The sequence below is a fragment of the Vibrio cincinnatiensis genome (genome assembly GCF_022113815.1).
Lineage (GTDB): Bacteria > Pseudomonadota > Gammaproteobacteria > Enterobacterales > Vibrionaceae > Vibrio > Vibrio cincinnatiensis_A.
In genome coordinates, this window is sequence record NZ_SGOM01000008.1 from 99667 (window position 1) to 120497 (window position 20831).

Below are 20831 nucleotides of genomic sequence, written 5' to 3' on the forward strand. Positions count from 1 at the left end.
CAATATCAAAATCTGCCTAGCCAAAGTGACAGAGAGTGAGAGTCAGACTAGGCTGGAAGAACATCATTTATCTAAATAAGGTGAGTTATATGAAATGGTTCCCTCAGTTTGCTATTGCTTTGTGTAGCTTTACCGCTGTAAGCGCTCAGGCTCAACAGTTTAATTTCCCCCATATTGCAACCTCTGGCTATGGAGAGGTGACGGCAGTACCAGATCGTGCCCAATTCTCAGTCAAAGTCGTTGAAACGAATATGAATGCTGAGCAAGCCAAAGCGACAGTTGATAACGTTGTGGCTGAATTTACCTCACAATTGAAGCAATCAGGGGTTGAGGCTCAAGATATTTCTAGCTCTAACCTCTATTTAACACCGCAATACCATTACCCTAAATCGGGTCAGCCAGAGTTGGTTGGCTACCGCGCTCAACGCAGTATCACTGTAGAAGTGGCGAAGGTGAGCCAGCTTAATCAATACTTAGATTTAGCCTTGGCACAAGGTATTAATCAAGTTGATAACGTACAGTTGAAAGTCAGTGAACAAGAAAAATACCAAGCACAAGCAAGAATGGCCGCCATCACGGACGCAAAGAAAAAAGCGGAATCTCTAGCCTCGGGTTTTAAAGCTAAGCTTGGTAGTGTATGGCGGATTGAATATAACTCAATGACGCCTCAACCCGTGTTAATGCGTAGTGCAAATATGAGTGAAAAAGCGTTAGTGAATGATACGTATCAAGACTCTACGTTGGTCATTCGAGATCGAGTCGATGTTATCTACAAATTAGCCCCTTAACCGTGGCGGTAAGTTTGTCGCCTAACGGCATAAGCTCGCTCCCGCTAAAAAGAAGGTCCTTGTTAAGGACCTTCTTTTTTATAGAAGAGAAAGATAGTTTTATTTCAAATAATTTAGCGTGATGAACTGGCAGTTTTATATTCAGTAAAAAACAAATGCTGTTATAATGCTCGCTTTAATGTGGCTATTTATGTTTGAACAGGGTTATGAGATTTTCTAGAATTGTTATTTTTCTTCTCATCACCACGGTACTGATCACCTCAGCCATCATTGTCTACTATGCGCAGCGTTATCAGCAGCTCACCCAAGCAAACGTTTCGAATACCGCTCAGCAAGCGCTTAACCAACTTAACTACAGTGTTCGTGAGTACGCGAATATCCAAGATCAACTTTTTTCGGTTGTGAACCTGTTGAGTCATGGACAAGTCACTCATTATTACGCTCGTTCCCCTAATGAATTTAATCAACTCAGTTTAGAAGCCATCTTTGTTTCTGTGGCTGAAAATCAAAAATGGTATAACTCAATCTTTTTTCTTGATCCCAATGGCGTGGTCAAAATAAAAGTCGATTATTCGTCCGTGAATCAAAGAGCCACGGTGACGGATGAGCGTTTGACTCCCCCTAACCATGATCGACTTCGTTATGCTAAGCAAGTCAGTCAAGAGCATGTCGGGATCTGGGGAATGGAAAGAGATAATGGCAACACCCCTTCATTGCAACTGTTGACTCCCATTACCATTTTTGGTCAACGTTACGGCTATATTGTGGTTGATGTGGATCTTTGGCGTTTGTCGCATCGACTTAACTACGCATTAGAAGATGATTTACAACCGAACATCGTGACAGATAAAGGGATTTATCTTAGTCAACGGCTTGCTCATCATGCGTTAATGAAGGCCGATAGGGTTCCTGATGAATTGGTGAGCCAGTTTCCTGATACTTGGCAAGCCATGCGTAATGAACACAATGGCTATCGACTGGATCATGGGCATCTTATCGCTTTTCATCGGGTCGATCTTTCTGATCAGTATGCCCTTTATTTAGTGATCAACTTAACGCCCGAACAGCTAGCTCAACGAGCGGCTCGTGATTTAAATGACCTTGTAAAAGAAGGTATTTTTGTTTTCTTATTGGTACTTATCTTTGTATTGCCCACGGTTTCAATGATTTTGCATTACCATCGACGCAATATGGAAAGTAAGCTCGCTCGAGCTGCGTTAAGTGGGATGTCCGCAGTGATGATTTCAGATAAATCACACCAAGTAATAATGGTCAATGATGAATTTGAAAAAATTACCGGTTTATCTCGGCCTTGGGCTTTGGGGCGTAATGCACTAAAAGTACTGCTTTCTCATCATGGTATGCAGTTTGTTATGGATGTTTTAGAAACCGTTTCTGCTCATCATTTATGGGAGGGAGAAGTAGAGTTCACCACTCCTCAAGGCCAGATGTTGACCACCATTATCCGTATTCAGGCTATTTTTGAAGGCGGAGAGGTGAGTTATTACATTACATCTATTGTGGATATTAGTGAGCGAAAAATATTAGAGAATAAACTGCGGGAACTGAGTGAAAAAGACGGCTTAACTCATATATGGAATCGCCGTAAATTTGAGCAAGAACTGCGTGTTCAAAGCCAGTTGATTGAACGGTATGCCGATCATCACCATACTTGTTTGGCTTTGCTCGATATTGATTTCTTTAAGCGAGTTAACGATGAACAAGGGCATGATCAAGGTGACCGAGTTATTAGCGGCATCGCTCACCAATTATTGATTCAGCTCAGAAGTACTGACTTTATCGCTCGGATTGGTGGGGAAGAATTTGCGGTTATTATGCCGCATACTCATCTTGAAGAAGCCTATTTAGTGCTGGAACGGCTGAGAAAAGCAATTGAGTTAGAAGAAAGTTTACCTGTCACAATCAGCACGGGGATCACTGATTTAACGGAAGATGTTACCCGCTCTTATAAGTGTGCAGATATCGCGCTGTATGAAGCAAAAACATCTGGGCGTAATCAAGTTGCCATTTGCCGTAGCACCGATGATATTGCATAGCTTTACTCTGTTTCTCACTATAACGAAAGTCTAATGTGACAATTTTGAGCTAAACTGAATAAGAATCGAATAGCGATGATCACATTTTTCATCGCTTAAGCATGAAATGTGGATCGCTGAAGATTAAGCCCATGAGCTGACATTGTGAGGCTGAATTATGATGTATCTTTTTCTAGTGAGGTTAACGATTAGCGCTTTATTGGTGTTAGGTGTGCAGATCAGTGCCCTTTATTTTCTTCCTATGGTATTGCTGCTCAATACCCACCACAAAGAGTTTTTTGGCTGGTAAATCTGTTGGAATCATCATAAAAAATCGGGGCTTAGGCCCCGATTTCGTTATTTTTCTACACTGGACTGAAAGAAATTACAGAACGTGTACAGAAGCTGTGTTTGTTGTACCTGAAGCAACCAATGCACCAGAAACCATCACAGCGATATCGCCTTTTTTACCTAAGCCAGATTCAAGAGCGATCTCTTTACCTAGACGGTAGAAGTCATCAGTACTGTTGATTGCATCAACAACAACAGGAACAATACCTTTGCTCAATACAAGTTGAGCAGCGGTTTTCTTGTTAGTCGTTACCGCAATAATATTGGCCGTTGGGAAGTATTTACGAACTGAACGAGCAGATTTACCCGCATCGGTTGCTACCACGATCAGTGGAGCTGCCAGTTTTTCAGCCGTATCTACCGCACCTTTACAAACTGCTTCAGTAATACGTAGACGAGGGCTATCTAGGCGAGAACCCAGTTCAGCTTTTAGAGCTGCATCGGTACGAGCTGCGATTTGTGCCATAATAGTAACGGCTTCAACCGGGTATTTACCTTTTGCTGTTTCACCAGAAAGCATAACTGCATCAGTACCATCCATGATCGCGTTCGCAACGTCACCCGCTTCTGCACGAGTTGGGCGAGGGTTTTTGATCATAGAATCTAGCATTTGTGTTGCAGTGATAACGACTTTACGAGCACGGTTACATTTCTCGATCATCATCTTCTGAGCAAAGATAACTTCTTCTGCTGGGATCTCAACACCTAGGTCGCCACGAGCAACCATGATACCGTCAGAAAGCTCAAGAATTTCATCAAAGTTATCGACACCTTCTTGGTTTTCGATTTTAGAGATGATTTGAATGTTCTCGCCACCATTAGCCGCTAGTACTTCACGGATTTCTTTCACGTCAGAGGCTTTACGGATGAAAGATGCAGCAACGAAATCAACACCTTGTTCACAACCAAATTTCAGGTCATTTTTGTCTTTTTCAGACAGAGCAGGCAGGTTAACAGAGACGCCTGGTAGGTTAACCCCTTTGTTTTCACCTAAAGCACCGTTGTTCAGTACTTTACATTTAACTTCAGTTGCTGTTGTTGAAATGACTTCCATTTCAATCAAACCATCGTCGACTAAAATGGTGTTACCAGCAGAAAGGTCTTGTGCAAAACCTGCGTAAGTGACGGCAACAGTATTTTTATTACCTACAACAGAAGTATCAGTTGTAAAAGTGAACTCTTGGCCAGCAACGAGATCAACATCATCACCATTTTCAAGTTTGATGGTGCGAATTTCAGGGCCTTTAGTATCTAATAGGATAGCAAGTTGCTTACCGGTTGCTTCCATGACTTTACGGAAGTTTGCGATACGAGTGCCGTGCTCTACGTAGTCGCCATGAGAGAAGTTTAAACGCATTACGTTCATACCCGCGTTAACCAGTTCAGTTAGCTTCTCTACAGATTCAGTTTTAGGGCCAATCGTACATACGATTTTGGTCTTTTTCATGGAAAGTTCTCTCCGGTAAGTAAATTAGGATGAATTTAAAGTTTAATTTAGTGTAATGCCTAGCTTCAAAATGATCTCGGTAGCGGCAAATTTTTCTTCTCTATTGCCAAGACTCATTCACGAGTGGAACACCTTAAAGCTGAAAGTCTTTCAACGGATTTAGTCATTTTATGACTGTTTCTCCGAGGTGAAATTTCAGAAAGCGCCAACTTATCGACCTTAAAGCGGGATTGTTGGCAAAATATTTTACTAATTTCTGTAATTTATTTTCTTTTCGGGTGCGAATTCTATCATCTAATGAAGGCAATATCACGATTTAAGATTTGTCTTAGAACAAGGTTTTAGCTCTAAATATTAATTTTTTGGATCAAAATAAATGGACGCCTATGTTTCGAAGTGATTATAATTGGTTTCGAATCGAAAATATAAATCCTAATAAAATATGTCTAAACGAAACACACAAGTAAGAAGGCACGCCATTGCTTGCTTAGTTAGCGAGCAGGGAGAGGTGAGTGTTGAAGCGTTATCTATCCAATTTAAAACATCAGAAGTCACCATTAGGAAGGATCTCGCATCTCTAGAAACGAATGGCTTGTTACTGCGCCGTTATGGGGGGGCTATCGCTCTCCCCAAAGAGGTTGTGGCTGACGAATTTAATGAAAAAGTTTCGATTCGAAAGTTAACCTTGGCCAAAGCGGCTGCAAAACTGATTAAAGATCATAACCGGATTGTGATCGATAGCGGCAGCACAACCGCAGCGCTCATCCAGCAATTGAATGACAAACGAGGTTTGGTTGTGATGACCAACTCATTACATGTCGCCAATGCTCTTAATGAATTAGAAAGCGAACCAACCTTATTGATGACAGGAGGGACTTGGGATACGCATTCTGAATCTTTTCAAGGCAAAGTAGCTGAATCTGTTCTGCGTTCTTACGATTTTGATCAGCTTTTTATTGGCGCGGATGGCATTGATTTAGAGCGAGGAACGACGACTTTTAATGAATTAACCGGGCTTAGCCAAGTAATGGCGGATGTTTCTCGAGAAGTTATCGTCATGATTGAGTCAGACAAAGTCGGGCGGAAGATCCCGAACTTAGAGCTTGCTTGGCAACGTATTGATGTCTTGGTCACCGATCGCGATCTGAGTGATGAGTGTGCCAAGCAGATAGAATCTCATCAAGTTCGAGTCATTCGAGCTTAATTACATCGAGACATATTACCTTGACGCTAGCCCCCCTAATGGCCTTTGCTTGCTGCCTGAGGCTAGTTCAAAAATTAATAACATAATGGAGTTTGTATGTGTGGAATTGTGGGTGCCGTAGCGCAGCGAGATGTTGCTGAAATTCTAGTTGAAGGCTTACGCCGTTTAGAATATCGGGGTTATGACTCTGCGGGAGTCGTTGTGGTTGATGAAGAGAATCAGCTAACCCGAATTCGCCGATTAGGTAAAGTACAAGAGTTAGCGGATGCGGTAGAAGCTGCGCAAGTGTCTGGTGGAACGGGGATTGCCCATACACGTTGGGCAACGCATGGTGAACCATCGGAGATCAACGCTCACCCACATATGTCTGGTGACATTGCTGTGGTTCATAATGGCATTATTGAAAACCATCAAGTATTACGTGACCTTTTGCGTGAACGGGGATACGTCTTCGAATCACAAACCGATACCGAAGTGATTGCTCATTTAGTGAATTGGGAACGTCGGACCTCAAGCTCATTAATTGAAGCATTGCAAAAAGCCGTCAAACAACTGGAAGGGGCTTACGGCACCGTTGTACTGGATCGTAACGATCCCAGTCGAGTCGCGGTTGCTCGTTCTGGTAGCCCAATTGTGATTGGTTTTGGTGTCGGGGAAAATTTCCTCGCTTCTGATCAACTGGCACTTCTGAGCGTTACTCGCCGCTTTATGTATCTTGAAGAAGGCGATGTTGCAGAAATCACTCGCCGAGAAGTGCATGTTTTTGCGGCGAATGGAGAACCTGTCGTACGCGAGATGATCGAATCTAATGCCGAGCACGATGCTGGAGATAAAGGCAAGTATCGTCACTTTATGCAAAAAGAAATCTTTGAACAGCCTACCGCTTTGATCAATACCATGGAAGGTCGGATCAGCCACGACACCGTAATTACGGAAAGTATTGGGGTACATGCCGCAGAGATCTTAAGCCAAGTTGAACATGTTCAAATTGTGGCTTGTGGCACCTCTTACAACGCAGGAATGACTGCTCGTTACTGGTTTGAAGCTTTAGCTGGGGTAAGCTGTGATGTCGAAATTGCCTCTGAATTTCGTTATCGAAAATTTGTGACACGCCCAAATAGTTTACTTATTACCCTTTCTCAGTCTGGTGAAACGGCCGACACGCTGGCAGCATTGCGTCTAGCTAAAGAAAAAGGCTATATGGCAGCAATGACAATTTGTAATGTCGCTGGTTCTTCATTAGTTCGAGAGTCTGATTTTGCCTTTATGACTCGAGCGGGCATTGAAATTGGCGTCGCCTCAACCAAAGCCTTTACCACACAACTTTCTGCACTGCTTATGCTTGTGACGGCATTAGGCAAACAAAAGCAGGTGATTGATAGCCAAAAAGAAGCGGATATTGTGCAAGCGTTGCATGCTTTACCAAGGCACATTGAGCAAGCGCTCGCTTGTGAGAAACAGATAGAAGTGATTGCCGAAGACTTTGCTGATAAGCACCATACGCTATTTTTAGGGCGTGGTGAGTTTTATCCGATAGCCCTCGAAGCATCATTGAAGCTTAAGGAGATCTCTTACATTCATGCAGAAGCTTATGCTGCGGGTGAGCTAAAACATGGTCCATTAGCTTTGATTGATGCGGATATGCCCGTTGTGGTCGTCGCCCCTAGTAATGATCTTTTGGAAAAACTGAAGTCTAATATTGAAGAGGTTCGAGCACGAGGGGGCTTATTGTATGTCTTTGCCGACCAAAATGCGGGATTTGAGGCTGACGAAACAATGAAGATCATCACCATGCCACCCGTTAGTGAGCTCACCGCACCGATCTATTACACCATTCCGATGCAATTGCTTTCGTACCATGTTGCATTGATCAAAGGCACCGATGTTGACCAACCCCGCAATTTAGCCAAGGCGGTAACAGTCGAATAAGCGTACGGTTTATATTAAATCAATTGTAAGAGAGTAAATAAGGGGTGACTAGGATCACCCCAAAGATAGACCTCTTTAATCTACTCGATGATTTCACAGCGAACTTGAAACTTGTAACAGTTCGCGTTCTTGTCAGCAAAGCCATACGCTAACCCACTACCATTCATTTTTTGGTAGTAGTTACGATTAGGTCGTCCATAAATTGAGTTGGATTAAGCATGACATTTTCCCCTACACATCGAAAGTTGTTAATTTTTCAACAAAATCGAGTATGGGGATGAATGTAACTTTTAAATTTGTTGATTTCAGTAAATGGTAGTCGATGCTATATATTTTAAATCTCAAAAAGATATGGCCTCCTTTTTGACCTCTACGTTCTTTCATGCGGTTGCCAGATATAGCACGTATTGTCTCTTTGATGTTTGTTCGGGGAGATCTGTATAGTTATTGTAGGAAAAAGTTGGTTTTTTAATTAACAGTTTTGTTATTTTCATAACAAATTAGAGATTTATTCCAGAATGAAAAAACTTTCTCATATTACCAATGAACATCCAATATATTAGGCATCATTTGTAATCGGAATGAAAATGAACATCACCAAGCTGATACTAACATTATTCTTAGTTCTTTTTTCATCAGTAAGCCAAAGTACTATGTTAAACATCTTTGATTTATTTAAAAAAAATGAGTATGTCTTAAGCCCAGAGATCTCTGGCCACCTTACTCTTGACGGAGAGATTTTAGCGGATAGAGACGTTTATCTTGAAGGCGGCTTTCTAGATTACAGATATAATGACAAAACTAAGACAGATTCATCTGGATATTTTCATTTTGATCCAATGATTCATGCTCAGTGGTTGAAGAAATTTCCATTAAATCAGGCTTACTCTTACTTTGGTATTTACCTAGTAAATGACGAAGAGAGAATATATCTATGGCATTCAATACTAGGTTACGATGAGCCGCTTGATCTTATTGTGGACAATCTTAAAAATACAAAATGCGAGATAAACTCTATTGAATATCAATACTATTTTAAAAACCCTGTTGTTCCACATGGTGCCGATTTGATGGTACTAAGCAGATGCAGAATTAAGGGATATAAGCGTAGAGAAAAAATCCAAGAGGATTAAAATGGCTACCCTAACACCGAAACTGGCTTCGAAAATAGCAAACATCCCTTACGAGATTTACCTTGGCACAAACATTAAATTAGTAACTGGAGAGTACAAGAAACACTTTTCTTTTTCAGAGGATAGTACATTTAATGGGCAAACAGGTGGTATTGCATTATTAGATAGCATACATTTGATTAGGAAAGTCATTCCAGGCGTAATGCGAACTTCAAAAGCATTTTCGATGATTGGCATTGGCAAGGGGATATATCAAGACGAACTCGTTGTCTCTATTCGTGGCACACAAAATGCGAATGATTGGAGCACTAACTTTAATATTGGTTGCAAAGGTTCTCCTAATGGTTCAATAGCACATGCAGGATTTATTAACTCATTCAATAGTATTAAAAATCAGCTCAAACAACATTTATCTAAAAGCAATCGCACACCAAAAAAATTCACTTTGTAGGGCATAGTTTGGGGGGAGCATTAGCATCGCTTTGTGCCGACTGGCTAAAAAGTGAGTATTCTTGTCGAGTCAATCTCTACACATTTGGCGCACCACGTGTTGGCTTGGAACAGTATGCTATAAAATCAGGCAACAGAGCGGATAAAATATTCCGCTGTACTCATGGCGGTGATCCTGTCCCTATGATTCCACTTTGGCCTTTTGTGCATGCTCCCTACCAAGGGCAAGAATATCGCTTAGACAGTTCACCCCGACTCACTCTCAGCGCTCATTCAATGTCGGCAGATGACAATCCGGGTTATTTAAACACGGCAAATACGGAAGACTGGAAAGCATTAAAAATTAGGGCCAATCAATATTTGCATACGCCTGTCAGATTGAAATTTGAACACAGAAATCAAGCTTCATTTTCAGAATATTGGGCAAATAAAATAAGCTCAGCCCTGATCACTCTCTTGAAAGATGCTGGCCTTCTCGCTTCCATAGCAGCACAGGCATCTATCTCCGTCGGCCTCACATTTCCAGACATCTTGAGAAAGTCGCCAAAGCGTCGAAAATACGGGAAGTGCAAGTTCGTGGTTTGCTCGGTCATATGTTGGTTTTTGCAGGAAAACCAGTCACTGCCATTGAAGATATGACAGCCAGTTTTATTCGAAAAGTGTTTAGTGTTGTCATTGGTAAGCTCTATCTCATCGCAAAGCAGGCGATTCAGCTTGCCAGTTAAATACCCATGCTACAGAGAAAAGACTTCTTGTGAGTAATGCCAATCAGTTAAGGTGACTGGCATTTTTCTTTTTATGCGGATATTTTCGAGGCTTTGGTTTTACCCACCTTGGATAAGTTCTCTTTTCCCGCCTTGATTAGAAATTAAAGCAAAAATCTGCAGCAAGACAAGTTAGAGCAAAAATCCAACTTGTGAATGATGTAGAAATAAATCGTACTTATCCCTCTAACCAAAACTTAGCCACCTTTATTACCGCTTTGCGGATTGGGCGTGGGTTTTCAACGGCAATAAGGGGTCGGTGTGGCTGCTCAGCATTAAAAATAATAAATTCATTTTCAGATAAATCGACAAACTGTTCATCAATAATATCTTCACTAAAAGCCAGATCTCGCTCTTCTAAATAATCTTCTGCGAGGCTTTGGAATGGATGCAGGCTAAAGCCAAAACGCTCTTCCCCTTCTAACACAATCTGTACATCAAGATATTTTTTATGAATTTCTGCTTTACGTTCATTGAGTGGTTGGCTGTGATCATCAACGATAAAGAAGAAAACCTCATCGCCTTCGAGTGTGTAGCGTCCATTACTTGGGTGAGTGGCTAGGTGTTGTTTGACAGTGTCGATGACATCTAAAAGTTTTGTGGGAAGCTGTGAATACTCTGCAAGCGCAGATAAATGGCCTTTAAACATGGTTTGCCTCTTGGTGGTTTTTCGACAAAAGATTACAGGAATTGAGAACCGATTGAATGGTTTCAACGACTAATTCATATCGTTTGGCTAACGGCGCGTGGCGTTTTGTGACCAAATAAAGGGGTTCTTGAATCTCTTCTGTCACGGGTAATACCGCTAGTTTATCTTGCTCAGAAAACAAACTCACGCAGCATTTCGGAACCACGCTAAAGCCGATTCCTTTTGCCACGGGCAGCAAAACTTGATGGACCTGATTAATGTAACTTTTGCTGGGAATGGAAGTGAGGTCGAGTTTGGCTAATTGTGGATCGTTGCTGTGTGAAAGATAAGCATGAAAATAGTGTTCTAAATCCGGATGACGTACCACACCTAAGCGAGGTAGGAGTTCCGTTAAGGGGAGGTGGCGATCATAGGTACTGGGTACCACAAACACTAAAGACTCAACGCCCACGATTTGGCTATCAAAATATTTGGTACTGGGTGGCTTAGTGACTAAACCGATATCAATCGCACCTTTATGAACTTGTTCATAAATTCTTTCATTAGGCGTAGCCTCTAATTCAATGGTCAGTTCCGGGTAAGTGGTTTGCAGTTCAAGTAACGGTGAGTAGAGTAACCACGCTAGTGTGCCTGAACAACCGAGGGTACATTTCCCTTTAAAGGGTTCATCATGCCCCAGTTCTTGTAGCAATTGTTGCTCTTCTTCCAGCCATTTCTGTGCGTATTGGTAAACTTTTTTTCCGTGAATCGTTAGTTCAAACTGTTTATTAAAACGTTTGATAAGAGGGTAATTGCAGGCCGCCTCGAGCTTGGCAATATGTTGACTGACACCGGGTTGAGTCATATTGAGTTGTTCGGCAGTCTGGGTGAAGTGCCCGACATCGACCAGTGTTTTAAACGTTTTTAACCAAATTGGGTTGATCATGTGATAACCAAAAATTATTAACCTGAAAACATTTAATAATTTTTTATTTAACTTAGCAAGCGCTAGACTAGGTTTCCTAAATGGTTAAATCTGCTGATGAGAAGAGTTATGTCCGCGTTATTTGAATCTTTCCAGTTAAAATCTGTGACGTTAAAAAACCGTATTGCGATTCCTCCTATGTGCCAATACAGTGCAACGGATGGGGTAGCGAATGATTGGCACCAAGTTCACTATGCCGGCCTTGCTCGTGGTGGTGCTGGTTTGGTGATTGTTGAAGCTACGGCCGTTTCTCCTGAAGGGCGGATCACGCCTAAATGTTTAGGCATTTGGAATGAGGCTCAAGCACAAGAGTTAGCGAAACTGGCACAAACCATTAAAAGCAACGGCAGTGTACCGGGTATTCAAATTGGCCATGCTGGTAGAAAAGCCAGCGCCAACATTCCATGGCAAGGTGATGACCATATTGAAGGAGAAGGCGGCTGGGAAACCCTTTCACCTTCTGCCATTCCTTTTGGGGGCCATTTAGCGAAAGAACCTAAAGCGATGACTCTTGAAGATATTGAACGCGTCAAAGCCGATTTTGTGCAAGCGGCGCAACGGGCTTTAGCCGCGGGGTTTGAATGGCTTGAACTGCATTTTGCTCACGGTTACCTTGCGCAAAGCTTTTTCTCTGTTCACGCTAATCAGCGACAAGATGGTTACGGTGGTGATGCTAAGGCGCGTGGACGTTTCTTGTTAGAAACGTTGCAAGCAGTACGTGAAGTATGGCCAGAAACCTTACCGTTAACCGCTCGTTTTGGCGTGATAGAATTTGATGGTCGTGATGAAGAAACCTTGCAAGAAGCCATTGCCTTACTCAATGAGATGAAGGAAGTCGGGCTGGATATGGTGAACGTCAGTGTCGGCTTTTCGACGAAAGAGGCTAACATTCCTTGGGGGCCAGCGTTTTTGGCTCCGATAGCGGAACGAGTGAAAAAAGAGACGGGGCTTCCGGTCGCTTCCTCTTGGGGGATTGATAAAGCCGAAGATGCACAGCGTGTGGTGGCTGATGGTCAAATGGATTTAGTGATGATTGGCAGAGCTTATTTAGCCGACCCTCACTGGACTTATACGCTGGCGCGAAAACTGGGGGTTGATAAGCCATCTTGGACTTTACCCGCACCTTATGCACATTGGTTAGAGCGTTATGCTCTTACTGAGTGATTTTTTATACTTTTTTTTATTGATAAGCCGCACTGCATTTTGCATTGCGGCTTTATTTTATTCTCTGTGGCCTTGTTTGACTGGGCTGAGCAGAAAGGATGAAAGCGCTGAGGGTTGTGAAGTTCACTTTTTGGTTTTTGTTTTTTCGCGTTATGATTAGCGTGTCATTTCTATTTCTACACTGGTAATTATGAGCGATACCCCTCGCAGTTTTAGTCGGCGTGATCTTTTTCGAGGCATGTTGGCTCGTGGTAAATCGGCTTACCAAGAAGCGGAAAACTTGCCAAAGCGTACCATTCCACGTCCTCCGGGAGCATTAGCGGAAGGGCTTTTTCGTGAATTGTGCGATGGCTGTGGTTTATGTGTTAAGGCCTGCCCAAATTCAGTCATTCAGTTAAATGAACCGTGGCCAGAGCTTTGCGTGGATTATAATCACTGTCAGTTATGCAGCCAGTGTGCTCAAGCCTGCCCGACAGGAGCGCTTCAGCCTGCTTCACAGACAGAATTGTTACCCACCTTTGCTAACCAGTGCCATAGCCGCTTATTGGGTTACTGCGAACTGTGTGTGGAACAGTGTCCAACGGCAGCAATTCAATGTCTACCGGATCAAAAACCGACGGTGGATCCTGCATTGTGTAATGGGTGTGGACAGTGCCGAAGTACTTGCCCAGCAAGCGCAATAAGTTGGAAGATTAGAACGACGTGAATGGCTGGTGATAATGGTTTTTATTAGCGGTTAATTCTGATTTATTGTGGGTGTTACCGGTAATTCATCTTTAGTTGATGATGATCATAGGGGAAAATAGTCATCACTAATGATAATAGACCCATACATTGGAGGGTCTATGTCCACATCAATAATAAAAAAACTATTTACACGCCGTGAATTCATTCAGAGCTCTGTCGTGGCTTCTGGTGCCGCCGTTGCGGCCAGTTCAATCAGTTTGCCATTTAATGCCTTGGCGGCTAAAAGTGAAATGCCTTCGAGTGAAGAGCAGATCCGTTACAGTGCTTGCTTGGTGAACTGTGGTAGTCGTTGTCCATTTAAAGTACATGTTCGTGAGGGCGTGGCGGTCAAAATTTCCCCAGAAGATGGGGTAAATGAAGCGATTTTTGGTCAACACCAAATTCGTCCTTGCTTGCGTGGGCGCTCTGCTCGTTTTCGTACCTATAACCCCGATCGTTTGAAGTACCCAATGAAGCGAGTGGGTCAACGCGGTGAAGGTAAATTCAAACGCATCAGTTGGGATGAAGCAACCACTATTGTTGCCAATGAACTGCAACGAGTGATCAGCACTTACGGTAACGAAGCGATTTATTATCAATATGGTAGTGGGACTACGGGTGCCAATCTACAAGGCCGTAATACCTGTAAACGTTTGCTGAATTTAGCCGGCGGCTTTTTGGATATGCACAATACTTATTCAGAAGCGCAGCTTAACCGAATTCAACCTTTTGTTTTTGGTCAAGCGGGGAATATCTACGGGACCGAACAACAAACCTTATTTGCTGAGATCAAAAATTCCGATTTAGTGGTGATGTTTGGCCAAAACTTGGCTGAAACTCGTATGTCTGGCGGCGGACAAATTGCGGAAATTTACCATGCACTGGAGCAAAGCGGCGCTAAGGTTATTTTGATTGATCCTCGTCGTACCGACAGTGTGACCGCATTTAATGCCGAATGGTTACCGATTCGTCCCGGAACGGATGCGGCATTGGTGGCGGCCATTGGGCATACCTTGATTAAAGAAAATCTACTTGATGAGGCCATGCTTAACCAATATACCGTCGGTTGGAGTGAAGAAACCTTACCTGCCAGTGCGCCAGCGAACTCATCCTATAAAGCTTATATTCTTGGGCTTGGTGAAGATAAGATCGAAAAAACACCAGAATGGGCTGAAGCATTAACCGAAATTCCTGCTCAACGTATTCGTGAATTGGCACGTGAAATTGCAGGAGCCAAAGCGGCCTGGATCTCACAAGGGTGGGGGGTTCAGCGAACTCAAAATGGTGAACATGCTTCTCGTGCAATTATGATGTTACCGATCATGACTGGGCAATTTGGTCGCCCTGGCACCAATATTGGTACTTGGGGAGGCAGTGTTAACTATCCGCTGGCAGGGCTGGCGATTCCAAACCCCGTCAAAGTCTCCATTCCTTGTTTCAGTTGGCTAGATGCCATTACTTGCGGCACGGAAATGACGGCAGAGAAAGATTATGTTCAAGGCCGAGATCGATTAGCCACCAATGTGAAATTTCTTTGGAATTATGCCTCGAACGTAACCGCTAACCAGCATTCGGATCTCAACCAAGTCGATAAAGTGCTGCGCGATGAATCTTTATGTGAATTTATTCTGGTTTGGGATAATCACATGACTGCTTCAGCGAAGTATGCCGATTTATTACTACCGGATGTTTCAACCTTAGAATCCGATGAGTTGATCAATAACTCATACCAATCTGGCTCGTATCACTATTTAGTTCGTCTACAAAAAGCCATTGAGCCAATGTGGGAGAACCGTCCAACTTATGATGTGTTAGCTGACATTGCCGAAAAAATGGGCATTAAAGAGGCCTTTACTGAGGGACGGAGTTATCAAGAGTGGATCGAACATGCTTATAACCAAGTTCGCAAGCAAGAGCCTCATCTTCCTCCATTTGCAGAAACCGATGGTATGGGAGTGATTGATCGCCGAGTGGCAGATAGCAGTCAGCATATTGCGCTGAAAGCATTCCGTGATAATCCTCAGCAGCATCCATTAAAAACGCCATCAGGTAAAATTGAAATCTACTCTGAGCCGTTAGCTGAATTGGCGACGAAGTGGGAATTACTACCGGGTGATAAAATCTCCGCCATTCCGGAATACTGGCCCGCCGTTGAAGGTATTGAAGATAAGCCTATGTTAAGTAAGTACCCCTTACAGTTGACAGGCTTCCATACTAAAGGTCATTGCCACTCAACCTATTCATCGGTCGCGCAATTGAAAGAAGCTGCGCCCGATGTGTTATGGATGAATCCTATTGATGCACAAGCCCGAGGTATTCACACGGATGATTTTGTCGAAGTGTTTAATGATCGTGGTCGGTTAAGAATTAAAGCCAAAGTTTCACCGCGTATTATGCCGGGGGTAACGGCGATGCCAGAAGGGGCATGGGCTCAGACCAATAAAGAAGGCGTGGATGTTGGTGGTTGTATTAACCGTTTGACCTCTCTACGACCAACGGCTTTAGCTAAAGGTAACCCACAACACACGAACTTGGTCGACGTTAAGCGCATCTAGGAGATTTTAAATGAAACAATACGGCTTTTTTGTCGACTCATCCAAATGTACTGGCTGTAAAACTTGCCAAATCAGTTGTAAAGATGAGAAGGCACTCGAAGTAGGCCCCAAATATCGCCGCGTGTATGAATACGGTGGGGGTGACTGGCAAAAAGTAGGGAATGCGTGGAAACAAGATACTTTCAATTACTATTTGTCTATTTCTTGTAACCACTGTGCGGATCCTGCTTGTGTAAAAGGCTGCCCAACCGGAGCGATGCATAAACGCCAAGAAGATGGGTTAGTGGTGGTGGATCAAGATGTTTGTATCGGCTGTCGTTACTGTGAAATGCGCTGCCCTTATGGGGCTCCTCAGTTCGATGAGCAGAAGAAAGTGATGTCAAAATGTGATGGTTGCTATCAGCGTGTTGCACAAGGGCTGAAACCGGTTTGTGTTGAATCTTGCCCGCAACGGGCGCTCGATTTTGATGAGATTGAGATTCTACGAGCTAAATATGGGAATACCAATGCGGTTGCACCATTGCCTGATCCTCGATTAACCAAGCCAAGTTTAGTGATTAAAGCCCATGCCGATGCGCGAATGTCGGGCGATACCACCGGCGCTATTCAAAATCCTTCAGAGGTTTAAACGATGCATGAATTACCTTTAGTTTTCTTTACCGTTTTAGGCCAGACTGCGGTTGGCATGATGTTGCTAGCATGGATTGCTGGCTTAATCGGGCAAATTACGCCCTCTCAACGGCATAAAATTAACCTCATTGCGCTTATTTTATTTGTTGTTGGTATGGCGGTTGGTGGTTTGCACATGGGGCAGCCACAGCGGGCATTTAACTTACTATTTGGCCTATTACGTTCACCCATGAGTAATGAAATTGTACTCAGTGGCCTCTATTTTGGCTGTACCTTGTTGACCGTTGTTCTAAGTTTTTCTCGCGTACGTGACATGGTGAAAACACAGGCTAGGCTCACCATTTCCGACTCACTGCACCAAGGTTTAAATGGTTTAGCGGTATTACTGGGTTTAGCGTTTGCTTGGTCAATTACTCAGGTTTACCAATTAGAGACCGTTCCTGCGTGGAATAGTTACTATACCTCGTTACATTTATGGTTGACGGTGCTGATTTCGGGTGGAATGGGCGCTTTAGCTTTAGGGGTTTACCGACTTGGCAGTTTGGTGGTTATTGTTGGTACTATCACCGCTATCGCCACGCGTTCCGGATACATGGCTTTGTTGAATGAACGCGTTCCCCATTTAGTCAATGCGCAAGAGCCGTTCTGGTTTATTTACCTTGCTGCGGTTATTCTGGCGTTGCTGGTTGCTTTATTAGGCGGCTTGAAAAAACAACAAGTAAAACCTGTGCTATTGGGCAGCGCTATGCTGGTACTTGTGGGTGAGTTTGCTGGTAGGATCACCTTTTATAACCTGTGGTGGATAACCATGTAATCGCATGATAGGGCTATTTTTCAATACATAACCTATTGTGCAAAGAGTGAAATATAAAAATTCAGCCTGTGCTTAGCAATGAAAGTTGATGAGTAACAGGCTGATTGTTTTCGATAATAAAGGAGAGCTTATGTTAGCGGTGGTCCCCCGAGTTTTAGGTAGCCTATTTTACTACCCACCCCATAGCGAACCCGCTCTGTATGCACAACAAGATTTGCCGTATTTAGCCGAGCACTTTTCTTGGGCAAATCCAGTACAAATTCATACTTTGTGCCAAGCATTACCGGAGCCTCAGTTAGAGCAATTTAGCCTGTTATTTGAAGGGATCGGGGAGATGCCAGCTCCACCTTGGGGATCGGTGTATTTAGATCCTGAACGGATTGTCATGGGAGAGAGCACCCTCGCTTATCGCCAATTTTTGCAACAACATGGTATTGAAGTGCAACTCGCCAATCATGAGCCTGAAGATCAGTTTGGGTTGATGCTATTGGCATTGGCACATTTTCTTGAGCAAGAGCAAGATAGTGCAGCATTAACATTGCTAACCGATCACCTATTGCCATGGGCTGACCAATATTTACAGCAATTAAAGTCCGCTTGCTCAGAGACGGATTTTTATTATGGTTTGGCCATCATTGCAGAATGTTTTTTAACGCAGTTAAAAGCTCATGCAAGTGATAAGTCTTCATTTTCTCATGAAGGTATCATAACCGAATGCTGACTGAAGTATGCCATGGCTTGTTCTTTTCCCATATAACGTGCGAGCGTTGGCCATGGCACTTGCCGTAAATCAACCACAATGAGCCCATCTAAAGAGTCATTAAAATCAGGGTCGACATTAAAACAGACAAGCTTGCCATTGAGCCCTAGATATTGACGCAGTAAAACCGGGATCCCTTTTCCTTCATCAATACGTGCAATGACACGTGTCAACAATTGTAAATCGGCTAAGGCAGAGAGTAAGCTTGCATTCCATGGCATCGGTGTTGTTGAGCTGAGAGGGTGACTGGCTTGGACCAATTCGGCTTGTGCTTGATCATAATAGTGCAAAGTCATGGTGTCGGCTAATAGCTGACGAGTAAGTTCACTGTAGTCGCTACTGATACTCACTGGGCCAAATAGATGAGTATATTGTGGGTTTCTATGCACATAAGTTGCAATTCCTTTCCACAATAGTAATAGGGGAGCGACGCTTTTTTGATAAGCGCTGTCGATAACTGAACGCCCCATTTCAATGGATTTACCCATCGGTTGTAAAAAACGTGAATCATACTGAAACAAAGTACTGGTGTAGAGCCCATTTATTCCCTTTCTTGGTAGGAGCGTATCCACCAATCCGAGGCGATAAGCCCCAACCACAGCCTGCTTAGCGTGATCCCAAATGAACAAATGAAGGTAGTCTCGATCAAAATGATCCAAGTCCAGAGCGAGCCCTGTTCCTTCACCGACATGTCGAAAATTAATTTCTCGTATTCTACCTATCTCATGCAAGATCGCTGGAATCTGCTCTGCACTGGCGCAGTAGACGCTAAAATCTTGGTGATCTAATAAATGACACTCATCGGGAAGCTGCGTGATATCTTTCTGTAGGAACGATCTGGGGAGGGCGTCAACGACAGGAGGCAAGGTTCGATCTTGTTGTGTTTTATTACGAGAGAGGGTATCCGTGTTTTGCAGTAAATAGGTATTTAAGCGTAAATAGTTGATGAGAGTGTGGTCTTCTAATTGATGAATCTCTTTAAACGTAATCACTTCTCCGATGAACAGTTCAATACATTGCTGCTTCTTATTGAGCAATTCACGCCCCAGCAGCAGTGTCCGTAGTAGTGGGTGTATCTTTCCGGCCATATAAAAGCGTTTAGAATTTTGACCATCAATATAAATAGGAACAACGTTGGCCTGATGCTTTTTGATTAGACGACTGACTGAGTGGCTCCATTCTCTGTCTTCCAGCCGCTTCTGTTTGTGGTCAACCCATCGAGAAACCTCTCCAGCCGGAAAGATAAGCAGTACACCACCTTGAGCGAGGTGTTTGTGCGCTTGGCGTAAGGCGACCACATTGGTGTTATTGGCGGCTCCTTCGGTAAATACATCCACGCCGATGAACAGAGCATCAAGCTCTGGTACCGTTTTTAAATAGTGATTCGCTAGAATTTTTACATCGCCGCGTCTCGCCAATAATAGTTCCGCTAAGATGATGCCTTCTACACAGCCTAATGGATGGTTGGCTACCACCACCGTTGCGCCTGTTTCCGGTATGTGGGAAAGAGCACCTTTACGGACTTGGTAGGCAATCCCTAAGACATCAAGAGTGAAGCGTAAAAATTGTGCGGTATTGCATTGAGCGGGACGTTGAGTATAAAACTCATCCAGTTTACTCAGACCAGTTGCCCACTCAGCAAAATGTTCAGCAAGGCCAAAAGGTGTTTTACGGGGTAATTTAAACGGGCTGGTGGATAGCATAACGTCCTCACTAACTGTGATCGTGACGTTATGCTAAAAGTGGTTAATGTCAGTAACGCTGCATAGCGATGAAACTTTTGTGTCGCCTCTAATCACCAAGAACCAAGTACTAAGCGGTGAGCGCTAGTCTTAAAGCAAAGAGGACAAACAGCGAGCCAATGAAGGTATTAGACATTTTGGCTAATTTTTGATTTTGTTTCACTTTATTGGTAATACCAAACCCAGCAAAAATCAGCAGTGAAAGATAGAGCATGCTACATAGCTCCAGTATCGAACCCAAAACCAAAAAAGAGAGCCCAGTGCTTTCAGCATTAAAATCGATGAATTGAATAAAGAAAGAAACGTAGAAAATGATCATTTTCGGATTCAACACACTCAGCCCTAAGGCCTTTAGGTAAAGGCCTTGGTGCTTTTTGCCAACCTCATTACGTTCTATGACTTGAGCACGTTGGCGGAAGCTGTGAATAATGGTCTTCGCTCCAAGATAGAAGAGGTATGCCGCCCCCATATATTGGATAACATGGAAGAGCAGTGGTGAATTTTTAACGAGAGTCGCCACCCCTAAAAAAGCTAAAAAGATCAGTAAAGCATCCCCAGTAAACACGCCAAGAGCCGCTTTATACCCGCCTTTCACCCCATGTTTAGCACTGGCCGTTAATACAAAGATAGAGTTAGGGCCGGGGACGATCACAATCAAAAAGACGCCGACTAAATAGGCCCAAAGATTAATAATTCCGATACTTTCCAACATACCACTCTCGCAA

18 protein-coding genes and 1 pseudogene are annotated in these 20831 nt (G+C 43.3%); 14 read left to right on the forward strand and 5 right to left on the reverse strand.

The genetic code is table 11. The features are described 5' to 3' along the window. The first annotated feature begins 89 nt into the window (after nucleotides 1-89). The 3 genes from EXA13_RS11525 (at nucleotide 90) to EXA13_RS16825 (ending at nucleotide 3134) form a co-directional block, all read left to right on the forward strand. The gene (locus EXA13_RS11525; RefSeq protein WP_238116073.1) at nucleotides 90-788 is read left to right on the forward strand and encodes an oxidative stress defense protein; all 699 of its coding nucleotides are present in this window, start codon (nucleotides 90-92) and stop codon (nucleotides 786-788) included. A gap of 206 nt (nucleotides 789-994) precedes the next feature. Then, complete coding sequence (locus EXA13_RS11530) at nucleotides 995-2845, forward strand: sensor domain-containing diguanylate cyclase (RefSeq protein ID WP_238133312.1); 1851 nt, start codon at nucleotides 995-997, stop codon at nucleotides 2843-2845. A gap of 157 nt (nucleotides 2846-3002) precedes the next feature. After that, the gene (locus EXA13_RS16825) at nucleotides 3003-3134 is read left to right on the forward strand and encodes a hypothetical protein (RefSeq protein ID WP_269117635.1); all 132 of its coding nucleotides are present in this window, start codon (nucleotides 3003-3005) and stop codon (nucleotides 3132-3134) included. 75 nt (nucleotides 3135-3209) lie between these two features. Here EXA13_RS16825 and pykF read toward each other — a convergent pair whose 3' ends face one another. Further along, nucleotides 3210-4622 carry a pyruvate kinase PykF gene (gene pykF, locus EXA13_RS11535; RefSeq protein ID WP_238116071.1) on the reverse strand — a complete coding sequence of 471 codons (1413 nt, stop codon included), beginning with the start codon at nucleotides 4620-4622 and terminating at the stop codon, nucleotides 3210-3212. A gap of 442 nt (nucleotides 4623-5064) precedes the next feature. On the opposite strand from pykF, the gene EXA13_RS11540 reads away from it, so the two are divergent. The 5 genes and pseudogenes from EXA13_RS11540 (at nucleotide 5065) to EXA13_RS11560 (ending at nucleotide 10063) form a co-directional block, all read left to right on the forward strand. After that, entirely contained in the window at nucleotides 5065-5826 is a 762-nt protein-coding gene (locus EXA13_RS11540) for a DeoR/GlpR family DNA-binding transcription regulator (RefSeq protein ID WP_238133313.1), read from the forward strand. 96 nt (nucleotides 5827-5922) lie between these two features. Beyond that, nucleotides 5923-7755: a glutamine--fructose-6-phosphate transaminase (isomerizing) gene (gene glmS, locus EXA13_RS11545; RefSeq protein WP_238133314.1), complete on the forward strand. Its 1833-nt coding sequence runs from the start codon at nucleotides 5923-5925 to the stop codon at nucleotides 7753-7755. Nucleotides 7756-8342: 587 nt separating this feature from the next. Continuing rightward, entirely contained in the window at nucleotides 8343-8888 is a 546-nt protein-coding gene (locus EXA13_RS11550) for a DUF6795 domain-containing protein (protein WP_238133315.1), read from the forward strand. Nucleotides 8889-9114: 226 nt separating this feature from the next. Next, nucleotides 9115-9977 (forward strand): annotated as a pseudogene (locus EXA13_RS11555) (lipase family protein). Beyond that, complete coding sequence (locus EXA13_RS11560) at nucleotides 9905-10063, forward strand: hypothetical protein (RefSeq protein ID WP_238133370.1); 159 nt, start codon at nucleotides 9905-9907, stop codon at nucleotides 10061-10063. Before EXA13_RS11555 ends, EXA13_RS11560 begins: the two are co-directional and overlap by 73 nt. A gap of 217 nt (nucleotides 10064-10280) precedes the next feature. Here EXA13_RS11560 and EXA13_RS11565 read toward each other — a convergent pair whose 3' ends face one another. Further along, complete coding sequence (locus tag EXA13_RS11565) at nucleotides 10281-10751, reverse strand: YhcH/YjgK/YiaL family protein (RefSeq protein WP_238133316.1); 471 nt, start codon at nucleotides 10749-10751, stop codon at nucleotides 10281-10283. Further along, complete coding sequence (locus tag EXA13_RS11570; protein WP_238133317.1) at nucleotides 10744-11676, reverse strand: LysR family transcriptional regulator; 933 nt, start codon at nucleotides 11674-11676, stop codon at nucleotides 10744-10746. Before EXA13_RS11570 ends, EXA13_RS11565 begins: the two co-directional genes overlap by 8 nt. A 108-nt stretch (nucleotides 11677-11784) precedes the next feature. Here EXA13_RS11570 and EXA13_RS11575 point away from each other — a divergent pair, with 108 nt between their 5' ends. From EXA13_RS11575 to EXA13_RS11600, 6 genes are all read left to right on the forward strand, one after another. Next, nucleotides 11785-12879: an NADH:flavin oxidoreductase/NADH oxidase gene (locus EXA13_RS11575; RefSeq protein ID WP_238133318.1), complete on the forward strand. Its 1095-nt coding sequence runs from the start codon at nucleotides 11785-11787 to the stop codon at nucleotides 12877-12879. Between the two features lie 190 nt (nucleotides 12880-13069). Continuing rightward, nucleotides 13070-13585, forward strand: a complete 516-nt coding sequence (locus EXA13_RS11580; RefSeq protein WP_238133319.1) for a 4Fe-4S binding protein — start codon at nucleotides 13070-13072, stop codon at nucleotides 13583-13585. 139 nt (nucleotides 13586-13724) lie between these two features. Then, complete coding sequence (locus EXA13_RS11585; protein ID WP_238133320.1) at nucleotides 13725-16160, forward strand: DMSO/selenate family reductase complex A subunit; 2436 nt, start codon at nucleotides 13725-13727, stop codon at nucleotides 16158-16160. A 10-nt stretch (nucleotides 16161-16170) separates the two neighbouring features. After that, the gene (locus EXA13_RS11590; RefSeq protein ID WP_238133321.1) at nucleotides 16171-16788 is read left to right on the forward strand and encodes a DMSO/selenate family reductase complex B subunit; all 618 of its coding nucleotides are present in this window, start codon (nucleotides 16171-16173) and stop codon (nucleotides 16786-16788) included. Between the two features lie 3 nt (nucleotides 16789-16791). Continuing rightward, nucleotides 16792-17604 carry a dimethyl sulfoxide reductase anchor subunit family protein gene (locus EXA13_RS11595; RefSeq protein ID WP_238133322.1) on the forward strand — a complete coding sequence of 271 codons (813 nt, stop codon included), beginning with the start codon at nucleotides 16792-16794 and terminating at the stop codon, nucleotides 17602-17604. 130 nt (nucleotides 17605-17734) lie between these two features. Further along, nucleotides 17735-18325, forward strand: a complete 591-nt coding sequence (locus tag EXA13_RS11600) for a TorD/DmsD family molecular chaperone (RefSeq protein ID WP_238133323.1) — start codon at nucleotides 17735-17737, stop codon at nucleotides 18323-18325. On the opposite strand, the gene EXA13_RS11605 is transcribed toward EXA13_RS11600, so the two are convergent. Beyond that, on the reverse strand, nucleotides 18298-20067 hold the full coding sequence (locus EXA13_RS11605; RefSeq protein ID WP_238133324.1) for a lysophospholipid acyltransferase family protein: 1770 nt from the start codon (nucleotides 20065-20067) through the stop codon (nucleotides 18298-18300). The genes EXA13_RS11600 and EXA13_RS11605 overlap by 28 nt on opposite strands. 109 nt (nucleotides 20068-20176) lie before the next feature. Continuing rightward, the gene (leuE, locus tag EXA13_RS11610) at nucleotides 20177-20818 is read right to left on the reverse strand and encodes a leucine efflux protein LeuE (RefSeq protein ID WP_238133325.1); all 642 of its coding nucleotides are present in this window, start codon (nucleotides 20816-20818) and stop codon (nucleotides 20177-20179) included. Nucleotides 20819-20831: the final 13 nt, after the last annotated feature.

Bases quoted from the DNA above. Each gene is read 5' to 3' on its own strand.
- EXA13_RS11525 (WP_238116073.1), top strand. From the start codon at position 90: ATGAAATGGTTCCCTCAGTTTGCTATTGCTTTGTGTAGCTTTACCGCT.
- EXA13_RS11530 (WP_238133312.1), top strand. From the start codon at position 995: ATGAGATTTTCTAGAATTGTTATTTTTCTTCTCATCACCACGGTACTG.
- EXA13_RS16825 (WP_269117635.1), top strand. From the start codon at position 3,003: ATGATGTATCTTTTTCTAGTGAGGTTAACGATTAGCGCTTTATTGGTG.
- pykF (WP_238116071.1), bottom strand. From the start codon at position 4,622: ATGAAAAAGACCAAAATCGTATGTACGATTGGCCCTAAAACTGAATCT.
- EXA13_RS11540 (WP_238133313.1), top strand. From the start codon at position 5,065: ATGTCTAAACGAAACACACAAGTAAGAAGGCACGCCATTGCTTGCTTA.
- glmS (WP_238133314.1), top strand. From the start codon at position 5,923: ATGTGTGGAATTGTGGGTGCCGTAGCGCAGCGAGATGTTGCTGAAATT.
- EXA13_RS11550 (WP_238133315.1), top strand. From the start codon at position 8,343: ATGAACATCACCAAGCTGATACTAACATTATTCTTAGTTCTTTTTTCA.
- EXA13_RS11565 (WP_238133316.1), bottom strand. From the start codon at position 10,751: ATGTTTAAAGGCCATTTATCTGCGCTTGCAGAGTATTCACAGCTTCCC.
- EXA13_RS11570 (WP_238133317.1), bottom strand. From the start codon at position 11,676: ATGATCAACCCAATTTGGTTAAAAACGTTTAAAACACTGGTCGATGTC.
- EXA13_RS11575 (WP_238133318.1), top strand. From the start codon at position 11,785: ATGTCCGCGTTATTTGAATCTTTCCAGTTAAAATCTGTGACGTTAAAA.
- EXA13_RS11580 (WP_238133319.1), top strand. From the start codon at position 13,070: ATGAGCGATACCCCTCGCAGTTTTAGTCGGCGTGATCTTTTTCGAGGC.
- EXA13_RS11585 (WP_238133320.1), top strand. From the start codon at position 13,725: ATGTCCACATCAATAATAAAAAAACTATTTACACGCCGTGAATTCATT.
- EXA13_RS11590 (WP_238133321.1), top strand. From the start codon at position 16,171: ATGAAACAATACGGCTTTTTTGTCGACTCATCCAAATGTACTGGCTGT.
- EXA13_RS11595 (WP_238133322.1), top strand. From the start codon at position 16,792: ATGCATGAATTACCTTTAGTTTTCTTTACCGTTTTAGGCCAGACTGCG.
- EXA13_RS11600 (WP_238133323.1), top strand. From the start codon at position 17,735: ATGTTAGCGGTGGTCCCCCGAGTTTTAGGTAGCCTATTTTACTACCCA.
- EXA13_RS11605 (WP_238133324.1), bottom strand. From the start codon at position 20,067: ATGCTATCCACCAGCCCGTTTAAATTACCCCGTAAAACACCTTTTGGC.
- leuE (WP_238133325.1), bottom strand. From the start codon at position 20,818: ATGTTGGAAAGTATCGGAATTATTAATCTTTGGGCCTATTTAGTCGGC.